This window comes from Neolewinella xylanilytica, from assembly GCF_002934605.1.
Classification (GTDB): Bacteria; Bacteroidota; Bacteroidia; order Chitinophagales; family Saprospiraceae; genus Neolewinella; species Neolewinella xylanilytica.
The window spans coordinates 1,773,069-1,792,968 of record NZ_PTJC01000005.1; the positions used below are offsets into that span (position 1 = coordinate 1,773,069).

Below are 19,900 nucleotides of genomic sequence, written 5' to 3' on the forward strand. Positions count from 1 at the left end.
ATGGCATACTTATCGAACAACACTATTTCTACGCATATTCCGCGGTATATTTCATTCAGGACCGGATTGGTGCTGCTGTTCTTATTATCGGGATGGTTGCTGCAGGCACAGGCGGATTTAATCTTGTCGCCGAGCAGTTCCAGTGTAACCGTGGGGGAAGCCGTAACCCTCGTACTACAGGTTGACGCCGGGGCGCAGGAAATAGACGGTGTGGAGGCCTATTTGAATGTTGACCCGGCCTTTGTCACCATTAATTCCGTCGAATACAACGCGACCGCCGAATTGCCCACCGTCATTATCAACCCGACGGTTGACGCCGCGGGAGCGATCAATGTAGCCTCCGGACTACTTGGCGGTGGATCGGTGACCGGCACCTTTGACTATCTCACTATTAATCTGACGGCCACTGCGGCGGGGACTACAACCATCGATTTCTCTTTCGATCCGGGCCCGCCCAACCGGAAGACGGAGATTTCTCGGGTAGGGCTGCCCGTATTGGGAACCGCTTCGGGTGCCGTTCTCACGATCACCGATTCCGCAACGCAACCGGTAGTGACCATTGGCGGACCCGCCGTTAAAACGGTTTCCGAAGGCGGTAGCTTACAGATACCCCTATCGGTGACCGACCAGGACGGCGACGGGCTCACCGTCACGATTACTTCGGTATCCGAGGAGCCCCAGTTGCTGGAGACGGGTAATACCGGTACCCAGAAAGATCCCTTTCCGACCAGCGCGGAAGGTTTTCTTACAATTACGGACGTAGTACATACCGCCGGAGCGTACAGTGCAAATTTGAATGTAAACCCGGTATTCGGTGACGGCGGCGGGGCGAATGGGGATGGTGATGGCGTCTACACCGTGACCGTTACCGTATCGGACGGTGACAATACCATCACAACACCCTTCACCCTTACGGTAACGGACGAACCGCAACCCCTCTCCGCATTTTCCGCTACGCGGATCGAAGCCGAGTCCTACGATAATCAGGGGCCGCCTAACCCGGGAAGCGGGAACCAGGGAATCGGGGTGGAAGTCAATGTCGGGGCCGCCACCAACATCGCCTTCACCCACGTCGGGGATTTCGTCGAATACTTTATCGACGTGCCACAGGCCGGGATTTACGACTTCACCTTTCTGGTGGCCAAGGACAACGGCGGCACCGCTACGATGGACGTCAAGGTAGGCGGTAGCACAACGGTTTTGGGGTCCATCGACGTGATGTCAACGAACGGATGGCAAACCTACGTTCCCGTAACCACCACCGCGGAACTACCGGCGGGACCGCAGACCCTGCGCTTCGAATGGTCCGCAGGCAGTAGCTTCCTCTTCAATATCGATTACTTCGATGTCGAATTTGCCGGTGATGCCGCTCCGGTTGTCGCCATTACAGAACCTAACGACGGAGATTCCTTTCTGGAAGGCAGTACGGTCACCGTAACCGTAGAGGCGAATGACGACGTCGGCGTGACCGAAGTCGAGCTATTTAACGGCAGTACTAGCTTGGGTACCGATGCCACTGCGCCCTATACGTTCACCCTTTCTAACTTTACTGGAACGTACGCATTGACGGCGGTTGCTTCCGACGGCTCGGCTACGACGACCTCCGCCCTGGTCACGATCGGCTCGGTGGACGAAAATACCCCACCCGTGGTGTCGATTACCAGCCCCACCGAGGGTGCTACGGTGACCAGGGGAACCAACCTTTCCCTTATTGCTACGGTCATTGATGCCGAAGAAAGCGGGCTGGCGGACGAGTTACAGTGGACTTCCAGCGACGTTCAGTTTTCGACGAACCCGCTAAACGGGACCGGTGCCAGTATCACCGGCCGATTAGTAACCCCCGGAAGCCAGACTGTCACGGCCTCCGTTACCGACAATGGTGACCTGTCAGATTCCGACGCGGTGACCGTTACGGTGTCCAGTCCGGACGTGGAGATTACCTCCCCGGTGAGTGCCGCCACGGTTTCAAGTACGAATGTGCGGGTGGAATGGACGGCCACCAGTATGCTCTACGATCTGGCGGAACACTTCCATGTGTACGTCAATCCGCCGGACCTTAACAACATCGATTCCGACAATCGGATCTCTACGGCTTCCGCCCCCGCGCAGACCTTCTGGGACCTCGGCGCGGCGGATGGCATCACGGGTGGCGCCAACACCATCGTACTTCGGGCGGCGAATCAGTTTCACGAGGAATTCTTATCCGATCCCAATGATCCGACAAGCTTCGTGCAGGACGTGGTCAGTTTCACGGTCGATGCTTCCGACGCAACACCGCCGGTCATCACGCTGCTTGGCGATAACCCCCTCAATCTAACCGTAGGAGAAGCGTATACGGAATTAGGCGCGACGGCAACCGACAACGTAGACGGTGACCTGACGGGCAGCATTGCCATTGACGCCTCGGCGGTGAACGTAAGTGCCGTCGGAACCTACGCCGTGGATTACAGCGTAAGTGATGCGGCGGGAAATCCTACCAATACCGTTCGGATCGTCAATGTGTCTCCCGGGCTGGAGCTGCCCGAACCCTGCGAGAACACCCTGTACCGGGTGAACGTGGGAGGCTCGGAAGTGGCTTCCGCCGATGCCACTCCACTGGCATGGAGCGGCGATACGGGGCAGTTCCCTGGCACGGCTAACTCACCCTATTTGGTGGCGAATTCAACCGGAGGCAGCACCTTCAACGGGAACTCCGGATCGGCCCATACCGGCAACATTATCATGACGAATCCCACCGTTCCCCCCTCGGCCCCCGCGGCGGTGTTCAACACGGAGCGATACGATCTGGATAGTGACCCGGAAATGAAGTGGGAATTCCCGGTAGCCGCCGGGACTGAGGTACAGGTTACGCTGCTCTTCGCCGAGCTCTTCGGCCAAGTAAACCAAGCTGGTCAGCGGGTATTTGATGTGGCCATCGAAGGGACCGTACTGCCGGCATTCGACGATATCGATCCCTACGCCATTGCGGGTGCGAAGGGTGCCTTTACCCGTTCCGCAACGCTTACGGTTACGGACGGTACCCTGGACATTGAGTTCATCCACGGCATAGAAAATCCGGCACTGAAGGGAATCCAAATCTGTGGAATCTCGTCCGCCGAGGATAACACCCCGCCCGTCCTTACGCTCTTAGGAGACAATCCCCTGGACCTGACGGTGGGGCAAACCTTCACGGATCCCGGAGCGACGGCAATCGACAACGCAGACGGTGACCTGACCGCAGCCATACTCGTTGACGCTTCCGGCGTCAATACGAATGCGGTCGGTAGCTACGCCGTGAACTACAGCGTAAGCGACGCGGCGGGAAACACCGGCAATGCCGTTCGGATCGTTAACGTTTCCCCCGGCGTGGAACTTCCCGACCCGTGTGAAAACACGCTGTACCGTGTCAATGTCGGCGGGGGATCACTTGCTTCCACGGACGCGACCCCCCTGGCCTGGAGTGCGGACCAAGGAGCTTACGGAACTGCAAATAACTCCTCCTACCTGGCGGCTATGTCGGCCGACGGGGGATTATTCAGCGGAACGTCCGGATCGGCCCACAGTGGTAATATTATAATGATAGATCCCACCGTACCCGCCTCGGCCCCCGCCGAGGTTTTCAATACCGAACGGTACGATGGCCCGAACGATCCCGAGATGAAGTGGGAATTCCCGGTGGCCGCTGGCACCGAGGTGCAGGTCACGCTGCTCTTTGCCGAACTCTTCAACGGAATCACCGCACCCGGCCAGCGGGTATTTGATGTGGCCATTGAAGGGGTCGTACTACCGGCATTCGACGATATCGATCCCTACGCCATCGCGGGACCGAAGGGTGCGTTTACCCGTTCCGCAACGCTTACGGTTGCGGATGGTATGCTGGATATTGAATTTATTCACGGCGTAGAAAATCCGGCACTGAAGGGAATCCAAATCTGTGGAATCTCGACCGCCGAGGACAATACCCCCCCGGTGATCGCGCTGCTCGGAGATAATCCGCTCAGCCTCACGGTTGGTGACAGCTACGTCGACCCCGGTGCCACCGCATCGGATAACGTGGACGGTGACCTTAGCGGTTCGATTGTCGTTGGCGGTGACTTCGTTAACACGCTAGCGGCCGGTACCTACGCCGTAACGTACAATGTGACCGACGCCGCCGGTAACGCGGCCGCGGAAGTCGTCCGCACGGTGATCGTCAACCCCGCTGATTTTGCCTGTGCTTACGTGGCCATCGATCCGGGCAGTAACGATTTGCTTACCGCCAGTACGTTCAACGACGGATTGATCATCACGAACAACTCCCAGGGACAGCAGATTACCTCGGTCAGCTTTGACCTTAGCACGGCGATCTATCCGAATATGGTCTTCGATCCGGTCGGGACGGCGGGCGACGCCACCGCAAAATGCCTGACCATTACCAGCCAGACCGGCGGAGACGGTAGCGTGGGCCTGACGCTACCCGGAAACGGCGGGGCGGGAAGCGACCCGGACTGCACGGCTCCCTTTATTGGAGAAGCCGAAGTGGGCAACGGAGGTTATTTCATTCTCAACCTCAATTTCAATGACTTTGAGCCCGGGGAAAGCATCAATCTGGCAATTGACATCGATCCCACCAGTATTGAAGGATTTAACGGGGCGGGCAATGCAGGCGCGATTTCCGGGCTGGAACTTGCCGGAACTACGGTGACCGTAGCATTTTCCGACGGGCAGACCTTCACCTCGGTTTCCGGCGAACTGTTTCGCATCCAACCCAACAGTGGGGTAGGCTCCGCCAACCATTTCTATCCCGGCAGCGAAAACACGGCCCCCGGGCTGACGCTACTCGGAATTACCGGTACCTCCAGTGTAGCCGGATTTGTAGATGCGAACGTAGAACAAGAGGCCCAGACCGTACAAATCAGCGGTACGCCCGGTGACGCGGTATCACTGTTGGTGCTGGAAAGCACGATCGAAGACCTCGGCCCCGGCATCTTCCCCGGACCATTTGAAGCCAATAAGGCGCAAACGGTAGCGCAATTCGACGCCGTGGTAGGACCCAACGGTACGGTAGACATTCCCGTCACCCTGTCGGACAACGCCAGTGGAAATATCTACCATCTGGTAGCGGTCAAGGCCCGCAACGGCGGCGGCTCCTGCGCCAGTGGTACTTCGAATACGTCCGAGGTATGGCGGGTGCGGGTGAACAACGTCTCCGGTGAGCCCAGCGTACTGATCGAGGTTACTCCGGGGGGGCAGCTCGGTGCTTCTACCTACGGCGGAAGCAGCAACTTCCAAATCACCAACCAGTCGACCGGTAACCTGCAGGTTACCGGGGTATCGTTTGACTTGTCTACCGGGATTCTGCCGGATATGGTTTTCGATCCTACCGGAACGGGCGGTGATGCTACCGCTCAGTGTTTTTCGCCCGGAACAACTGCGGGTGCCGTTGGGCTGGTTACCCCCGCCAACGCCTGCACCGATCCCTTCACCGGTGCGCGGAACGGCGGCTTCGACATCATGAGTACCGCATACACCGATTTCGACCCGGGAGAAACATTTACCTTCTCCGTAGACCTCGATCCCAATAGTATCCAGGGCGTACCCGGTGCCGGGGATGCCGGAGCCGTGTCGGGCTACGAGATTACGGGAGCGACCGTGACCGTCACCTTCAGCGACGGCTCCACCATCGTGAGCAGCCTTTACGAGGATGGTAGTTTGGGCGGTAGCCAAGCTGTCATTGAGCAGGACGCTCCCCTTGCACCAGTGATCGGCGTAGTAGGCCTGTCTTCCACTCCCGCTACGGTGGGAGAAACCGAGCAGACCATCACGGTGACCGGTACACCCGGCGACTACGTCTCCCTGCTGTTGATGGATTCCCGCTTATTCATCGCTTCCGGCGACCCGCCCTTCGACGTCGCGGACCCCACCTACTACGCTAACGAAGCGATGTCGGGCAAGGCAATGTATTCCGCCCAAATCGGTTCCGGCGGGACGGTGGATATACCCATCACCCTACTGGCTACGCCGAGTGGCAACACCTCGCCCGACGGCGGACTGAACCAGATCGTTGCGGTGACTTCATCGGCCCCCTACGCGGTTGACGAACCGGTGAGTACCACTTCGAACGTAATTACCCTGCTATACGATCCGAATCTCCAGCCGCCGTTCGGCGACCCTACCGCGGTGATCGAAATCACTCCCGGAACCGGGCTTGATGCCACGACATACGGGGGCAGTGATAAAGTCCAGATTACGAACCAGTCCACGGGAAATTTGACAATCACGGCGGTTTCAATCGATCTCTCAACGGGTATCCTGCCGGATATGGTGTTTGACCCTACCGGTTCGGGGGGTGACGCTACGGCACAGTGTTTGACCCCGGGCACCACGGCGGCTACGGTCGGTCTCGTGGCTCCGGGCGACCCCTGCGCGGCGCCCTTCTCAAGCCCCCGAAACGGTGGTTTCGACGTGGTGACCACCAGCTTTACCGATTTTGATCCGGGAGAGAATTTCACGTTTACCACGGATATCGACCCCAACAGCATCCAAGGGGTCGCCGGCGCGGGTAACGCCGGTGCCGTGTCGGGTTACGAGCTCATCGGAGCTACCGTGACCGTCACCTTCAGCGACGGATCAATCCTGGTGAGCAGTCTTTACGAGGATGGCAGCTTGGGGGGAGCCCAGGCAGTAGTTACGGCGACCGCTCCGGTAGCTCCGGTCATTTCGGTGATCGGCCAGCCTTCTACCCCGGCGACGGTCGGTGAAGCCGATCAAATCGTCACGGTAACGGGTACGCCCGGTGACTATGTTTCCCTGCTGGTGATGGACTCTCGCCTGTTTATCGCATCCGGCGATCCGCCGTTCGGCGTTGCGGACGATACCTACTACGCCAACGAGGCCATGTCCGGAAAAGCGCTCTATACCGGCATCATCGGATCCGGCGGAACCGTGGATATTCCCATCACGTTGCTCGCTACGCCGAGCGGCAATACGACCCCGGACGGTGGATTGAATCAAATCATCGCCGTCACCTCGAGTAGCCCGTATGCGGTAGATCAGCCTGTCAGCCAGACCTCCAACGTCATCACGCTGCTGTACGATCCCAGCCTGGCCACCGCGGAGCTGACCATTTCGGTTACCCGCCAGGGAATGACCGACCACAGCGGGGAATACACGGTCGATTTGTTTCCGGTGGGCGGCACCACGCCGGCCTACGAACTGATCGGTACCGCTACGGCCGCCGGTGAGCTGGTCGTGGATGGTATCGCCCCCGGCACGTACGAACTGGCAATCAAGTACGCCAACTGCCTGCAGGTAGTGGACGTCGTCTCGATTACCGGTAACGACGACACCCACGACGCCGGTGAGCTCAAGGCGGGAGACGTCAACAACGATAACGAGGTGGACATCTTCGACTTTTCCACCCTGGTCGGCTCCTTCGATCTGGAAGCGGGAGATGCCGGCTACAACCCAAATGCCAACCTGAACGGACAGGGAAAGGTGACCATTCTGGACTTCTCGCTGCTGGTGTCCAACTACAATGCATTTGGCGAACTACCCTCCGGTCTCATTCCGTAGGCGTCGGTCCTGCGCGCTAGAGGAGATACCACCCATGCTTTTACCATACCATGAATTGAACTTTGATACTATGAGACATCACGCTTACGCTTTGCAAATTTCCCCGTTCGTTCGAACGCTTAGACAATTACCCGAGAGGCTGGTCTGGATCGCTTTGGTATGTTTTCTAGGGTATCAGCCCCTCGTTGGACAGGACATCGTCATCTCGCCGGACAACCCAGAGGTGACGGATGACCTGCCCGCCGAAATCACGCTGACCGTAGAGGTCTCGAACAGCCCCGAGCTCATTGACGCGGCGAGCCTGAGTATCCAGTTCGATCCGGCTTTGGTACAGGTAGTTGATGTGGCACCCCTTTCCGGCTACTTCGAAATCGTCGATCCCCTGATCGATAACGGCCTGGGAACGCTGGTGTACGATATCGGTCGCTTCACCGGCTTTCTGAGCGGCAGCTTTCCACTGGCTACCATTACGTTCCGGGCCATCGCCGAAGGGGATGCCGTGATCAGCTTCCTGAGTTCGGAACCCTATCCGACGGTGCTCGCCAGCGTGGGGGTAAACGTGCTGCAAAGCGCCGTGGGTACCACCATCGCGATCGGACCACCCGATGTGGAGTGCACGGTGAATGCCAATGTCTCCGGTGAGCCCAAGCAAATTGACTGCGCGACGGGGAGCGTGACCCTGAACGGTCAGGCGTCCACCGGTACCTACCTGTGGAGTGGCCCGGATAACTTCAGTGCCACGGTGGCGAACCCCACCGTGACCCTGCCTGGCGTATACACCCTGACCAGCACGACGCCCGGTTGCGCCGCAACCAGCAGCGTTACCGTGCTGGAGGCCGAGCCGAAACTGACTTATTACGCGGATGCGGACGGTGACGGCTTCGGCGATCCCGATGCCTCGGTACTGCTCTGTGCACCACAATCCGGCTTCGTGACCAACGCGCTCGACTGTGACGACGGTGATGATTCGGTCTACCCCAACGCGCCGGAAGTATGCGATGGGATCGATAACGATTGTAACGGTAGCGTAGACGACGGGCTACCGACCTTCACCTACTACGCCGACGTCGACCAGGATGGCCTGGGCGATCCGAACAGCCCGCTTGAGGATTGCACCCAACCCGCCGGCTACGTCGCCAACGCACAGGATTGTGACGACACCGATGCGACGATCGGGGGAGAGACGACCTTCTACGCCGACGCCGATTCGGATGGCTACGGCGATCCGGGTAATACCCTCACCGCCTGTACCGCCCCCGCCGGATACGTAAGTAATGCCGGTGATTGTGACGATACCAACGGTACGGTGTATCCCGGAGCTCCGGAACTCTGCGACGGAATCGATAACGATTGCGACGGCAGCACCGACGAGGGCGTGACCACGGCCGTTTTCTACGCCGATGCCGACAACGACGGCCTCGGCGATCCCAATAGCTCGATCGAAGACTGCGCGCAGCCCGCCGGCTACGTCACGAACGACGATGACTGCGACGACACCGATGCGACGATCGGGGGAGAGACGACCTTCTACGCCGACGCCGATTCGGATGGCTACGGCGATCCGGGTAATACCCTCACCGCCTGTACCGCCCCCGCCGGATACGTAAGTACTGCCGGTGATTGTGACGATACCAACGGTACGGTGTATCCCGGAGCTCCGGAACTCTGCGACGGAATCGATAACGACTGCGACGGCAGCACCGACGAGGGACTGAACACCGCCGTCTTCTACGCCGACGCAGATAACGACGGCCTGGGCGATCCGAACAGTTCGATCGAGGACTGCACGCAGCCCGCCGGCTACGTCACGAACAACGATGACTGCGACGACACCGATGCGGCGATCGGCGGGGAAAGCACCTTCTACGCCGACACCGATCGCGACGGTTATGGCAACGAAGCGACCACCGTCCTCGCCTGCACCGCACCCGAGGGGTACGTAGCCCAGGCCGGTGATTGTGACGATAACAACGATACGGTCTATCCAGGGGCCCCGGAACTCTGTGACGGACTGGATAACGACTGTAACGGCAGCGTAGACGATGGCGTGACCACCACCGTATTCTACGCGGACACCGACGGCGATGGATTGGGTGACCCCAACAGCTCGGTGGAAAGCTGCTCCGTGCCCCCGGGTTACGTGAATAACGCCCGGGATTGCGACGATACCGACGCAACCATCGGCGAAGCTTCCGTCTTCTACGCCGACCGAGATGGCGATGGTTTCGGTGATCCCAATATCCGCCAAACGGCTTGTACCGCACCGCAGGGATATGTAGCCCAGGCCGGTGACTGTGACGATACCAACGCCGTGGTGTACCCCGGCGCTCCGGAACTGTGTGACGACCTGGACAACGACTGTAACGGCAGCGTAGATGACGGTCTGCCCACTTCCACGTACTACGCGGACGCGGACAACGACGGGCTTGGGGATCCGGGTCAATCGATCGAGCGCTGCTCGCAGCCGGCGGGCTACGTCGACAATCCGGACGACTGCGACGATAGTGACGCAGCCATCGGGGAACCCAGCCTATTCTACCTCGATACCGATCGGGATGGGTACGGAACGGCTGCCTCCGCCGTACTGGCCTGCGTGCCGCCGAGCGGCTACGTCGCGGTAGCCGGCGACTGTGACGACAACAACGACACGATCTATCCCGGAGCTCCCGAGCTGTGTGACGGCTTAGACAATGACTGTAACAATGCCGTAGACGACGGTGTGACCACCACCGTCTTCTATGCGGACGTCGACGGAGACGGTCTGGGAGATCCTGACAACTTCCTGGAAGACTGTTCCCTCCCCGGCGGTTACGTTACCAACGACGATGACTGTGACGATACTGACGCCTCCGTCGGCGCGGGAGCTACCTTCTACGCCGACACCGACGGGGACGGATTCGGAAACCCCTCCTTCACGGTAACGGCCTGTACGGCCCCGCAGGGCTACGTGGCCTACGGGGGTGATTGCGACGATACCGAGGCAACCGTTTACCCCGGTGCCCCCGAAATCTGTGACGGTCTTGACAACAACTGCGACGGCCGCGCGGACGAAGGCGTGAGCTGTTCCGGCAAAACCACTTACTGGTTGGAAGCGGAATGTGCCGCCGTGGGGGATGCCTGGACGATCATGAGCGGTGCGGAAGCTTCCAACGGTAGCTACGTGAAGGTCAACAGCGGCCGGAATGCCACGAATACGCCACCGGCGGATGTACCGGCTAACCGTGTAAGGTTCACGATCAGCGATGTGGTGCCGGGGACCTTCAACCTGTTTGCCCGCATCGGCGCGCCTTCGGGAACCGAGGATTCCTTCTGGGTCCGGGTCAACGGCGGTAGCTGGTACCAGTGGTCCAAGGGCTTGATCCGCACCAGTGGCACCGAGCTTGCCTGGAACGCCTATCCGGGAGATCAGCCCGTGCTCACGGCCGGCAGCAACACCATCGACATTGCCTACCGTGAAAACGGAGCCCTGCTCGATAAGCTCTACCTGGCGCAGTCGGGTACCCTGCCCAACGGGGTGGGTAGCCCGGCTTCAAACTGCACCCAAACCCCTACGACCGAATCCACCTTCTGGCTGGAAGCTGAGTGTGGCGATCTGGGTAGCGAATGGACGATCGGGTACGATGCGGCTGCCGCTAACGGTCAGTACGCCGTTGTCAAAAACCGCAATTCGCTCGGAGCGGCTCCTGCTGATGTACCCGCGAATCGCATTCGGTTCAGTATCCCCAATGCCGAAGCCGGTGACTATGATCTGTACGCCAGGGTGAATGCGCCGTCTACCGGTGATGACTCGTACTGGGTGCGGGTCAACGGTGGAAGTTGGTACAAGTGGAACGGCGACATCCAAACGAAGGTAGGCTTCGCCTGGAATCCCTACTCGGGCCCCCAGGTTATCCTTTTGGAAGGCGCTAATACCATCGACTTCGCTTACCGGGAGGATGGCACTCAGCTCGATAAGCTTTACCTGAGCAAATCGGCTGCTACACCCAACGGAATCGGCGAAGGGGCTTCCAACTGCGGAGGTACGCCGCCGGTAAACCAGCTTCCGGTAGCGGTGGCCAGCGCTATCCCCGAGTCAGGCGATTCGCCGCTTACCGTTCAGCTTAGCAGTGCCGGGTCCTACGATCCGGACGGAACCATCGTCAGCTATACCTGGACCTGGGACGGCGGTTCCATCACCGGTGCCGATCCAGTGGTGGTCTTTACGGCCGGTGACTACGATCTCACGCTAACGGTGACCGACGACGATGGCGCAACGGCCACCGATGCAATCACCATTACTGTAGCGGATCCGCAAGCTGCCGAATCCACCTTCTGGCTGGAAGCCGAGTGTGCTACGCTAGGCAGCAAGTGGACAATCGTCGATGATGCCACCGCCTCCAACGGCGCGTACGCCGTAGTACGAAACGGGAACGCTACCTCCGCCCCACCGGCCGACATTCCCGATAACCGAATCCGTTTCAGCCTCACCAACGCCGAGGCCGGTAGCTACTACCTGTTCGCCCGCGTTAAGGCACCGTCAACCGGCGATGATTCCTTCTGGGTCCGCGTCAACGGCGGTAGCTGGTACCGGTGGAACGGCGACTTCCAGACGAAGGTCGGATTTGTCTGGAATGCGTACACCGGTCCTCAGGTCACGCTAACGGAAGGAGCGAACACGATTGACTTCGCCTACCGCGAGGACGGGACACAGCTCGATAAGTTGTACGTAAGCAAATCGGCTACTGAACCTGCCGGTGCAGGCGAAATGGCTTCCAATTGCGGACCGAAACCTCCCACCGCCACGGCGGCCTGGCTGGAGGCGGAATGCGCGGAGGTCGGCAGTGGCTGGACGCTGCGTACGACGAATGCTGCGTCCGGAGGACAGTCCGTCGTCTGGACGGGCATGGCATCCATGGCTACGCCCCCCGCTGACCTGCCCGAGAACCGGATCCGATTCACGGCCTACAACATGGAGCCCGGCGACTACACGATGTTCGCCCGTATTCAGGCTCCGAACCGGGACAGTGATTCCTACTGGGTGCGCGTCAACGGAGGCACTTGGTACAAATGGAGCACGCAGATCCAGAAAGGTTCCGCCTACTACTGGAATGAATACCCGGATGGTCTGCTGGCCCTTACCGCCGGCACCAATACGATTGATTTCGCCTACCGCGAAGCCAACGGCGCGCTCGATAAGCTCCACCTCGATCTCGATCCTGCCGCGCCCGCCGGGATGGGCGATCCGGCCAGCAACTGCACCGAAATCTTTAGCCAGAAAGTTGATCGCCCGGAATTCGCGAAAGATGTTTCGCGGGCAGCAGTTACCGAACTCAAACTGTTCCCCAACCCCGTGGCCGATCAGCTCAACCTCTCCCTGGGCAGCGACTACCGCGGCTCGGTGGATGTACTCCTTACCGATGCTACGGGACGCACTGTCCGTACGCTCCGGGTCGACAAGCTCGGCCAGGAGTTGCGGCAGGAGCTACAGGTTGGCATGTTGCCTCCGGGCGTGTACCGCCTGCGGGTGATCGAAGGTGAAAGCCAGTCCGTCCAACCGTTCATCAAACTCTGATTCGTTCGGCAATAAGCTTTGCAGCCCAATGGGGTCGCGTCGACAGACGTGGCCCCATTTTTATTTACGGAAACCACTACACCCCTGGCATGGCGATGCGGTAAAATACTTGCCCGCAGCCATTCAGACATAGTAATCATCTTCGCGAATGGTTCCCGCGGCGATGCCCCGGCGGATGCGATGGGAGAAGAGGAGCGCATACCGGGAAACGTTAGCCGCTACGGCGGCGTCGGTGATGGTGTCGTAGGGGGTGGGGGAGCGGGAAGCGGTTCCGGAATGCGGTTCCTGCGCGGTAGGGCAGGCAGGCTGCCTCAATACCAGACAGCCCAACGCAATGTCTGGCCGATAGAACATGGATACGTAATTGATGGGCCGCTCCGAAACGTACGGTCACCATAACCGGAAATCCTCCCGGCTCCCTGGTAATCGCATCCCGGACCTAACCCGGTAACTCCTCCACGCTAGCCAAAACGTGGGACACCCAGTGAAGGTCACCCGTCTCGATGATCAGGGTTTCGAAGCAATAGGTGAGGCCTTCCGTTCGGACACCGGGAGCATCGTCGATGTGGAGATCGATACCGAACAGGGCAGGATTTTTGGAAGCGGAACACTGATGCGCCCGTAAGACCTTGCTACTATCGTAACCATTGATGATGCGTTCCGGCCACAGGCCATATGCCAAAAAGGTTCTGCGGAGGTACCACCGGCTCCGAAAGGAAGTGGTATACAGCCATAGGTGGTGTCCCTGGCGCTCGAGTTCCCGGAAAAGCTGTACGGTGCCCCGGCGGAGCTTTTCTCCGCCTAGCAGCCCCGTAAGCACCGAATTCGCCTCGACCGGGAATTCGTCGGAGTAGGGAATCAGGGTATTATCGATGTCAAAACTGATGAGCACGGTAACAATATTCCCAACAGCAGGAGGCGAGCGAATTGGTCATGCCCAAAACACGGAAAGACCCGCGCGGTTGCGGTAAACCGCTGCACCGGCGCCCCGCCGCCAAAACCTACCGCCCCCGCTCCGTTTTAAATAGGCTTAGTTCCCACTCATCGCGCCAGTGCAAGTGCATCTTCCCGTCGGGGCCGCGCCACAAATCGCCGGCGGCGTTGATCAGTATCTGGGGTGCCGCCCGGTTCCAGGCGGTCGCCCGGGGCGGTGCAGTAGGATTGGTGGGATGCGGTTTTCTCGTTCATGGCGCCCTGGTAATCGGTCGGCCGGTCGTCCTGGGTCAGCTTCTTCTTGTAGTGGTACCCCATCCCGTAATCGCTACCTGCCGCTCGCTTCGGCTGGGGCCCCTCGATGGCGTGGTATCAGCCCCCGGGGCGGACGAACTTTTCCCCGGCCTGGTCACCTTGGTAGGCAGTGATGTTTTCCGCCTGGGCGAGATCTCTTTCGCTGCCCGAATTCCCGTTGTCTACGTAGGCGAAGCGCTGAAAGCCCAGGGCAATGGCGTGGTGTAGCAGGTTGCCGTATTCCGGCTCGGGGGGATAAATGCCGGACCGGATGGTCTGTGCCGGATAGCCACGCTCCTGCAGCAGGCTGTCGAAGGGGCGGCTACCCCCGGATGGATAGATCGTCAGCAGGTTCTCCCGGCCTAGGTAACGGTAGCCGATGGCGTATAGGTCAACGAGCAGACTGCGGGTGCAGACCGGTGTTCGGGCTTGGTGTGGGCTTTGGTCATGACCAGTAAATTGGCATCCCGGGCCAGATCTGTAATTATGAGTTCCGCCGGGGCCAGTTCGTAGGTCCGTAGCACCTCCAGCGCGGAACGCTGTGCCGAATACAGTCCCCACTCCAGGGGTTCCTCGGCTTGTTCGTTCACCGAAGCGTAGCTGCCGATCGGTAGCAGGTGGGGGTACGAGAGGCTCTTGCGCAGACTACCGTCGGCGACGGCCCGGGCGATGAAATCGGTGAATTGCGCTTCGTAGCTCGGAAATCCCCTCGGCGGGCTGGGGGCGGTGATCGTATCCTGGTCCGAGGGGGCACTCCGAAAGGGGAAGGGAGTGCGGTCGAGAGGCCCGGCATCACCGCAGGCGAAGGTCAGCAACACGGTGGTCACGATCCACACCGCAGCTGAGCCACAGATGCATGGTAGCATGCCCCGAAGATAGAAACCGTTCGGTCGCTCCGGCGGGATAAAGTATGCCCCGCACCCGCCGGCGGGCACCGGGCTGAAGTCAAGCGTACGGGCGGTTCGCGCCCCGGGGAATAGCTCCCCTTTGCCGCGAAAATGCGTAGGCGAAACAGGCGAAAAATATTTCTTCCGCTTTGCAAAAAGCGAAATAATTTTGGATACCCACCCCGGCCATCCTGACGTCGTAGGTGCGATTTTGATCACTCACCACCTTAACGTTTCACCGATGACCAACTCGATTGTTCGGCTCGCGGTTTTTGTATTGTGTTTCATCCCTTTTTGTCTGGCGGGCCAGAACACGCCCTTAGCTCCTACGGTGCGCATGCTGCTCGAGGGGAACCTGGAGTACGGCGGAGATGACCTCGTCACCGTTTTCTTCACCAATGGAGAAGATCAGCGAATGACCGCCGGGCAGGGCGGTACGCTGGCCGTCGGCGGCGAGTATAAACCCACGGGCGTACCCCTGCTGCTTCGGGCCACCATTGGCATCAAGTACAATACCGAAGCTGCCGACAATGCCAACATCAATTTTGTGCGTTACCCGCTTAATGCCCTGGGCTACGTCACCTTTGCTAAAGGGTTCCGCGCCGGTGCCGGCCTAACCACGCACCTGGGGGCCAGACTCAAGGGAGACGGCTTCGTCGACGACGTCAAGTTCGACACCTCCCTGGGTACCCGCTTCGAGTTCGGTTGGAAATGGGTCGCCGTGACCTATACGCGGTTGACCTACGAGGCTCCGTTCGCGGGCAGCTTCGACGGCGGGTCGTTCGGCGTGTCCTTTTCTACGACGATTCCCGGCAGCTACTAGATACGGTGGCCGCCGACGGCGTCCGTTACTCCTCGAACACGAGTACGAAGCCGTCTTTCGGTCCCACCGATACGTTCCAGCTGCCCGCTGCCGGCACCTGAATCTCCTCCTCCCGGAAGGAGGGATCGTCCGCGGTGCCCCCCGGGCCGGCCGCGATCAGCGTGCCCGTCCGGCCGCCGAGCCAGCCGAGGTCAAGCTCGAGGTCTTTGGCGGAGTCCGCGCCGTTCAGCCCCGCTACGTACCAGCGGTCACCGTGGCGACGGGCCACTACGTAATGGCTGTTCGGGTCGCCGTCCACGAAGCGGACGTCCTCCCAGTAATTCGGCAATTCCCGCAGGAAGTCCCGGACGTACTCCGGTACTTTCTCCATTCCCTCGGGTTGCTCGGCGTAGTGCTGGATGCCGCTCAGCATCGCCACCGCCGTGGCCAGCTCGTAGGCCGCGGTAGTGGTGCGTTCCACCCGCCCGGGGATGCCGCCGAGGTTCACGGGGGTAAAGTCCATCGGGTCGTAGACGTTCCGGATCATGGCCGAGAGCACCATGTGCATCGGCGCCCGGTCGGCCGCCCCCTGCCCGAAGGTGATCATCTCGTAGCCGAAGACGGCTTCCGCCGTCATGTAGTTGGGGTAGGTACGGTGCAGTCCGCGGGGCAGGGTAGCGCCGTGGAAGTTGCACAGCAGGCCGTTGGCCGCCGCATCCTCCAGGACGCCGTGGTAGTAGGCGATCATCGACTGCCCGTCGCCGCCGAAGAAGTCGACCTTGATCCCCCGGACGCCCATATCGCGCAGCTTACCGAATTCCTCCATCCGGCTTTCGTGGGTCAGCAGCTTGTCCTTGGGCGTGAAGGGCACCGTGTTCCAGCTGCCGGCGCTGTTGTACCACAGCAGCAGTTCGACGTCTTTGGTCTTGGCGTAATCGGCCAGCAGGGCCACCGAGTCGTAGCCGATGGTCTGGTCCCAGCTGGCGTCGATGAGGCAGTACTGCCAGTCCATGTCGGCGGCGAAGTCGATGTAGTCGCGCTGTACGTCGTAGACCGTCCCGCCGTCCTTTTTCAGGATCCAGCTCCAGCTGGCCTTGCCGGGTTGGATCCAGTCGGTTTCCGTCGTCACGGCCGGCGCGGCCAGGTCGGTACCGAGGGTGGATTCCTGTACGGTGGCCAAATCCCCCAGGGCGATGATGCGCCAGGGCGTCCGCCACGGTAGGCTGCTTTCCGGGTTCAGGGTCGGCACCCCATTAGTGAAGACTTCCGGCTCCTGCGGGAAGTTGATCGCGTACTCCCCGTCGGGGCTGTACTGCTGCAGGGCCGTACCGCAGTAGGTGGTCCCCAGGTCGGCCTCCGTCAGCAGGATCCAGGTGTCCTGGTAGCGGAAGAGCGCCGGGTACACCCAGCCGTTGTCGCCGGGGGCGGGGGTGCCGACCGGGATGTCCGACATGTAGTGGGCCTCGTAGCTGGGGTTGGTATGCTCGAAGCCGCTCTGTGCCTCGGTCTTCGGCTGCAGCCAGGCCCGCGTACCCGCGCGGAAGGGGAAGGTCGTCGCCTCCCGGGTGATCTTCTTCACTTCCGTGGTCGTATCCGGGAAGACGTAGCGGAAGGCCACCCCGTCGTCCGCTACCCGGAAGACGATGTCCATGCGCTGTCCGTCGGCGTTCGCGGCGTGCCACGTCCGCTCGTTGGCCACGTAGCTGATTTGGTACTTCTTGGCGTTTTTGCTGGTGTAGCTGTCCCGCACTTCCCGTTCTTCGCTTTGGGCGACGGAGCGCAGGAGAGAAGCAAAATCGCCATCCTCGCGCACCACGCCCAGTTTACCTGCGTACAGCACCGGCTCGCCGTCCACTTCGATGGTGTAGGTGGCCGCTTCCAGGTCGACGATCGCCCGTATCCGGCCGTCCGGACTGCTCACCGCGCCCGTCTCGGCCGCGGCTTCCGGGACGTCGGTGCGGAACGGACGCGCGGGCAGGCCCGCCGCGTTATAGAAGTTGATGTCCTCCGGGGCGTCCGCCCAGGCGTAGCGGACCGCTTCCGGCGCCGCCACTTCCGGACTGCTCACGACGACCGTCTCGCCTTCGATGCGGGCCTCCGCCCGGACGAATTCACCGTCGGCGCCGGCGATGGCGAAGTGCCGCAGGGGAGTGCCGTCGGAAGACTCGAGTCCGCCGCCGACGTGGTCGAAGGACAACACCGCCGTGTTTCCCTTCACCGCCATGCTGCTGTAGACGGGCCCTTCGGCAATGACTTTGGCATCCCCGTATACGTCGCGTTGCGCCAGCAGGGCCAGGCGCTTGCCCACGTCCAGTTTATTGAGCGGGTGGATGTCGTTCCACTCACCGATGTCGATGGTGGTGGCCAGGCCCGTGTTGTTCAGGGATAAGATTTCCTCCTGCGCTTCGCGCATGCGTGCCCAGCCGCTCTCACCGGGTTGCTCCTGCGGCGTGCCGAAGTTGGGCAGCTGCACGGCCAAGAAGGGCAGGTCGGGGTCTTCCATTTCCTCCCGCCAGTTTTCGATCAGCCCCGGAAAGAGGGTAGCGTACTGCCGGTCGCGGCCGACGTTCGATTCGCCCTGGTACCAGAGCACCCCCTTCAGCGCGTAGGGCAGCAGCGGGGCGATCATGGCGTGGTACAGTCCCGTGGGCTTCCACTGGATGAAGGTAGGGCCCCGCAGCGGGTCCATTTCGCCGCCGCGGCGGTATTGCCATTCGCCGCTGAGGTCCACGGTGGTGGTACCGTCGGTAAGGGCGTAGGTCTTCTCGGGGATGAAACCGCCGCTGCCGCCGGAACTGACGACCCGCACGGCGATGGTATTCTCGCCGGTCTGCAGGATGCCGGCCGGGACGGTGTAGTTGCGCGGTACGTAGCGCGAGCCGAAGCCGCCGACGAAGGTGCCGTTGATCCACACCGAGTCCGCGTCGATGAGGTTGCCGAAGGGTAGTTGTACCTCCTTGCCGGTCAGGCCGGCGGGCACCTCGAAGCTGCGGCGGTACCATACCGAGCCGGGGGTGTCCCCCGCCTCCGTGTCGTTCCACAAAGCGGGCAGGGTGGTGGTGGACCAGTCGGCGTCATCGGCCGCCGGATCGCTCCAGGGGGTAGCGCCCGTGTAGCCGGCATCTTGGTCTTTCAGTTCCGCGTACCAGCCGCCGATGCGTTCGCGGTCGCTGCGGCGCACCTGGCTCACGTAGGCCGTATCCCGGTAGCGCAGGGCATCGTCGTAAAGGCCGGTGTAGTCCCGCAGGGCCTCCGGCGTCATCCAGGCTTCGGCCGGTGAGCCGCCCAGGCTGGCGTTGATGAGTCCCACCGGCACGTCGTAGCGTTCGTTGATCTCGCGGGCGAAAAAGTAGCCCACCGCCGTGAAGTTCCGGACGCTCTCGGGGTCGGCGCTGCTCCATTCCCCGCCGCCGTAATCCTCGCGCGGCCCCTGAAAATCGAATTCCTTCGGCACGTTGAACTGCCGGATGCGGTCGTTCGTGCTGGCGGCGATCTCGTCTTCGTATAGGCTCGCAACCATCCCCATGCTGTATTCCATATTCGACTGGCCGGAGCACAGCCATACGTCGCCGAAGAGGATGTCGGACAGCTCGATGGTGTTGCTGCCCGCTACGGTCATCGTGTAGGGACCGCCGGCGGGGTGGGCGGGCAACGTTGCGTGCCAGCACCCGTCGGCCGCCGGTTCGGCCGGGTAGGTTTTTCCGTCGAAGGTCACCGTCACGGTCTCCCCGGCGTCGGCCCAGCCCCATACGTCCACCTCGGTGTCGCGCTGTAGCACCATGCCGTCGCCGATCAGGCGGGGCAGCCGCACTTCCGCCCGCAGCAGGGGCGCGCAGAGCAGGAGCAATAGAAAAAGAGAAAGGCGGTGCGGGGTAGATCCGTACATAGATCGGGGAATTG

The 19,900-nt window shown here is 60.9% G+C and carries 8 protein-coding genes; 4 read left to right on the forward strand and 4 right to left on the reverse strand.

The window, feature by feature from the left end; translation table 11 throughout:
• Together CLV84_RS07050 and CLV84_RS21975 are read left to right on the forward strand one after the other, a co-directional pair.
• Positions 1–7,533 (forward strand): immunoglobulin-like domain-containing protein, encoded by a 7,533-nt coding sequence (locus CLV84_RS07050; protein ID WP_104419011.1) that lies wholly within the window; start codon positions 1–3, stop codon positions 7,531–7,533.
• A gap of 70 nt (positions 7,534–7,603) precedes the next feature.
• The gene (locus tag CLV84_RS21975) at positions 7,604–13,084 is read left to right on the forward strand and encodes a MopE-related protein (RefSeq protein ID WP_211295188.1); all 5,481 of its coding nucleotides are present in this window, start codon (positions 7,604–7,606) and stop codon (positions 13,082–13,084) included.
• A 123-nt stretch (positions 13,085–13,207) separates the two neighbouring features.
• On the opposite strand, the gene CLV84_RS07060 is transcribed toward CLV84_RS21975, so the two are convergent.
• Positions 13,208–13,438, reverse strand: a complete 231-nt coding sequence (locus CLV84_RS07060) for a hypothetical protein (RefSeq protein WP_104419013.1) — start codon at positions 13,436–13,438, stop codon at positions 13,208–13,210.
• Between the two features lie 85 nt (positions 13,439–13,523).
• On the reverse strand, positions 13,524–13,976 hold the full coding sequence (locus tag CLV84_RS07065; protein WP_104419014.1) for a hypothetical protein: 453 nt from the start codon (positions 13,974–13,976) through the stop codon (positions 13,524–13,526).
• 209 nt (positions 13,977–14,185) lie between these two features.
• Here CLV84_RS07065 and CLV84_RS07070 point away from each other — a divergent pair, with 209 nt between their 5' ends.
• Entirely contained in the window at positions 14,186–14,539 is a 354-nt protein-coding gene (locus CLV84_RS07070) for a hypothetical protein (protein ID WP_104419015.1), read from the forward strand.
• A 134-nt stretch (positions 14,540–14,673) separates the two neighbouring features.
• Here CLV84_RS07070 and CLV84_RS07075 read toward each other — a convergent pair whose 3' ends face one another.
• Complete coding sequence (locus CLV84_RS07075) at positions 14,674–15,177, reverse strand: hypothetical protein (protein ID WP_146088741.1); 504 nt, start codon at positions 15,175–15,177, stop codon at positions 14,674–14,676.
• Positions 15,178–15,439: 262 nt separating this feature from the next.
• On the opposite strand from CLV84_RS07075, the gene CLV84_RS07080 reads away from it, so the two are divergent.
• Positions 15,440–16,021, forward strand: a complete 582-nt coding sequence (locus tag CLV84_RS07080; RefSeq protein ID WP_104419017.1) for a hypothetical protein — start codon at positions 15,440–15,442, stop codon at positions 16,019–16,021.
• Positions 16,022–16,046: 25 nt separating this feature from the next.
• Here the strand turns inward: CLV84_RS07080 and CLV84_RS07085 are convergent, their stop codons facing one another.
• Positions 16,047–19,886: a glycoside hydrolase family 97 catalytic domain-containing protein gene (locus tag CLV84_RS07085; protein ID WP_104419018.1), complete on the reverse strand. Its 3,840-nt coding sequence runs from the start codon at positions 19,884–19,886 to the stop codon at positions 16,047–16,049.
• Between the last annotated feature and the right edge of the window lie 14 nt (positions 19,887–19,900).

Excerpts from the sequence above, each read along its gene's own strand:
- CLV84_RS07050 (WP_104419011.1), top strand. The coding sequence starts at position 1 with ATGGCATACTTATCGAACAACACTATTTCTACGCATATTCCGCGGTAT.
- CLV84_RS21975 (WP_211295188.1), top strand. The coding sequence starts at position 7,604 with ATGAGACATCACGCTTACGCTTTGCAAATTTCCCCGTTCGTTCGAACG.
- CLV84_RS07060 (WP_104419013.1), bottom strand. The coding sequence starts at position 13,438 with ATGTTCTATCGGCCAGACATTGCGTTGGGCTGTCTGGTATTGAGGCAG.
- CLV84_RS07075 (WP_146088741.1), bottom strand. The coding sequence starts at position 15,177 with ATGCTACCATGCATCTGTGGCTCAGCTGCGGTGTGGATCGTGACCACC.
- CLV84_RS07080 (WP_104419017.1), top strand. The coding sequence starts at position 15,440 with ATGACCAACTCGATTGTTCGGCTCGCGGTTTTTGTATTGTGTTTCATC.
- CLV84_RS07085 (WP_104419018.1), bottom strand. The coding sequence starts at position 19,886 with ATGTACGGATCTACCCCGCACCGCCTTTCTCTTTTTCTATTGCTCCTG.